Origin of the sequence: Flavobacterium sp. UMI-01 (genome assembly GCF_019656315.1) — a bacterium.
Taxonomy (GTDB): domain Bacteria; phylum Bacteroidota; class Bacteroidia; order Flavobacteriales; family Flavobacteriaceae; genus Flavobacterium.
Map to the genome: position 1 here is coordinate 1 of NZ_BPLU01000025.1, position 3,459 is coordinate 3,459.

Annotated in this window: 2 tRNA genes and 2 rRNA genes; all 4 read left to right on the plus strand. The window is 47.2% G+C overall.

Going from position 1 to position 3,459, the window contains the following annotated elements:
- The first annotated feature begins 146 nt into the window (after positions 1–146).
- Positions 147–1,660: ribosomal RNA gene (locus K5R64_RS09605) — 16S ribosomal RNA — on the plus strand.
- A gap of 133 nt (positions 1,661–1,793) precedes the next feature.
- A tRNA-Ile gene (locus tag K5R64_RS09610) sits at positions 1,794–1,867 on the plus strand.
- A gap of 102 nt (positions 1,868–1,969) precedes the next feature.
- Positions 1,970–2,043, plus strand: a tRNA-Ala gene (locus tag K5R64_RS09615).
- A 218-nt stretch (positions 2,044–2,261) separates the two neighbouring features.
- Positions 2,262–3,459: ribosomal RNA gene (locus K5R64_RS09620) — 23S ribosomal RNA — on the plus strand; the annotation flags it as partial.

Below are 3,459 nucleotides of genomic sequence, written 5' to 3' on the forward strand. Positions count from 1 at the left end.
TAAGAACACGTTCCTAGACATATTGAATTGACAGCCGTCCCGATTTATCGGGACAAAAGAATAAGAGTAATAGAATCGAGAGATTCGAGAAGAACCACTAGAGACTGAGTCGATAATTAATTAGAGAATTTATTCTCAAACAATATACGATGAAGAGTTTGATCCTGGCTCAGGATGAACGCTAGCGGCAGGCTTAACACATGCAAGTCGAGGGGTATAGGTTTTCGGACCTAGAGACCGGCGCACGGGTGCGTAACGCGTATGCAATCTACCTTTCACAGAGGGATAGCCCAGAGAAATTTGGATTAATACCTCATAGTATAGCAGTTTCGCATGAAACCACTATTAAAGTCACAACGGTGAAAGATGAGCATGCGTCCCATTAGTTAGTTGGTAAGGTAACGGCTTACCAAGACCGCGATGGGTAGGGGTCCTGAGAGGGAGATCCCCCACACTGGTACTGAGACACGGACCAGACTCCTACGGGAGGCAGCAGTGAGGAATATTGGTCAATGGACGCAAGTCTGAACCAGCCATGCCGCGTGCAGGATGACGGTCCTATGGATTGTAAACTGCTTTTGTACGAGAAGAAACATCCCGACGTGTCGGGACTTGACGGTATCGTAAGAATAAGGATCGGCTAACTCCGTGCCAGCAGCCGCGGTAATACGGAGGATCCAAGCGTTATCCGGAATCATTGGGTTTAAAGGGTCCGTAGGCGGTTTAGTAAGTCAGTGGTGAAAGCCCATCGCTCAACGGTGGAACGGCCATTGATACTGCTAAACTTGAATTATTAGGAAGTAACTAGAATATGTAGTGTAGCGGTGAAATGCTTAGAGATTACATGGAATACCAATTGCGAAGGCAGGTTACTACTAATTGATTGACGCTGATGGACGAAAGCGTGGGTAGCGAACAGGATTAGATACCCTGGTAGTCCACGCCGTAAACGATGGATACTAGCTGTTGGGGGCAACTTCAGTGGCTAAGCGAAAGTGATAAGTATCCCACCTGGGGAGTACGAACGCAAGTTTGAAACTCAAAGGAATTGACGGGGGCCCGCACAAGCGGTGGAGCATGTGGTTTAATTCGATGATACGCGAGGAACCTTACCAAGGCTTAAATGTAGATTGACCGGTTTGGAAACAGACTTTTCGCAAGACAATTTACAAGGTGCTGCATGGTTGTCGTCAGCTCGTGCCGTGAGGTGTCAGGTTAAGTCCTATAACGAGCGCAACCCCTGTTGTTAGTTGCCAGCGAGTCAAGTCGGGAACTCTAACAAGACTGCCAGTGTAAACTGTGAGGAAGGTGGGGATGACGTCAAATCATCACGGCCCTTACGCCTTGGGCTACACACGTGCTACAATGGACGGTACAGAGAGCAGCCACTGGGCGACCAGGTGCGAATCTATAAAACCGTTCTCAGTTCGGATCGGAGTCTGCAACTCGACTCCGTGAAGCTGGAATCGCTAGTAATCGGATATCAGCCATGATCCGGTGAATACGTTCCCGGGCCTTGTACACACCGCCCGTCAAGCCATGGAAGCTGGGGGTGCCTGAAGTCGGTGACCGCAAGGAGCTGCCTAGGGTAAAACTGGTAACTAGGGCTAAGTCGTAACAAGGTAGCCGTACCGGAAGGTGCGGCTGGAACACCTCCTTTCTAGAGCCTTAGTGTTAGCTTTTAGCACGCTAGGGAAAAAGACGAAGAATCTATTTGGATTTAGAATATTGAGAATTTATTACTCTTGCTGTTAATTTAAAGAAATTGAAAAAAAGAATTAAGTAAAAAACAGAGTCTCGTAGCTCAGCTGGTTAGAGTACTACACTGATAATGTAGGGGTCGGCAGTTCGAGTCTGCCCGGGACTACTATTTTAGACTTAAGAGGAAATTTTAGAGGTTGAGTTACACTAAAAGTGAACCGTTTCAAAAAACTGTTAACTGAATCCTGTTAACTGACAACTAAGAAATGGGGGATTAGCTCAGCTGGCTAGAGCGCCTGCCTTGCACGCAGGAGGTCATCGGTTCGACTCCGATATTCTCCACAAAATCCCCTCCTAACCTCCCCAAAGGGGAGGAATCCAGAGCAATCGGCTCTCCCCCTTCGGGGGAGTTGGAGGGGGATTAAAGTTCATTGACATATTGAGATAAGAAAAGTAAAAAATAAGTAGAAAGAACACAATATTAGTGTTCAGTTTACAGAATTTAAGTGTTTGGATTTCTGAATACTAAAAAAGCTGAATACTGAATACTGGTAAAAGTACAATAAGCAAAATAAGGGCGTATGGGGGATGCCTAGGCTCTCAGAGGCGAAGAAGGACGTGATAAGCTGCGAAAAGCTGCGGGGATTGGCACACACAAATTGATCCGTAGATATCCGAATGGGGCAACCCACTATGTTGAAGACATAGTACACCGATAGGTGGGCAAACCCGCTGAACTGAAACATCTAAGTAGGCGGAGGAGAAGAAAACAAAAGTGATTCCGTAAGTAGTGGCGAGCGAACGCGGATTAGCCCAAACCAATGTTGTTACGGCAATGTTGGGGTTGTAGGACCACGACATTTTATGTACAAGGAACCAGAAGCTACTGGAAAGTAGTGCCATAGAGGGTGATAGCCCCGTATGGGTAACAAGTATAATAGATAGTGGTATCCTGAGTAGGGCGGGGCACGTGAAACCCTGTCTGAATTTGGCGGGACCATCCGCTAAGGCTAAATACTCCTGAGAGACCGATAGTGAACCAGTACCGTGAGGGAAAGGTGAAAAGAACCGTGAATAACGGAGTGAAATAGATCCTGAAACCATACGCTTACAAGCGGTCGGAGCCCTTTTGTGGGGTGACGGCGTGCCTTTTGCATAATGAGCCTACGAGTTAACGTTGCTGGCAAGGATAAGTACTTCAGGTATGGATCCGTAGCGAAAGCGAGTCTGAATAGGGCGCTTTAGTCAGTAGTGTTAGACGCGAAACCGTGTGATCTACCCATGGACAGGTTGAAGCTTTGTTAACCCAAAGTGGAGGACCGAACCCGTTGACGTTGAAAAGTCTTGGGATGATCTGTGGGTAGGGGTGAAAGGCCAATCAAACTCGGAAATAGCTCGTACTCCCCGAAATGCATTTAGGTGCAGCGCTGGTTATAAGTTATATAGAGGTAGAGCTACTGATTGGATGCGGGGGCTTCACCGCCTACCAATTCCTGACAAACTCCGAATGCTATATAATGTTTACCAGCAGTGAGGGCTTGGGTGCTAAGGTCCAAGTCCGAGAGGGAAAGAACCCAGACCATCAGCTAAGGTCCCCAAATATATACTAAGTTGAAAGAACGCGGTTTGTCTGCCCAGACAGCTAGGATGTTGGCTTGGAAGCAGCCATTCATTTAAAGAGTGCGTAACAGCTCACTAGTCGAGCGGACGAGCATGGATAATAATCGGGCATAAGTATATTACCGAAGCTATGGATTT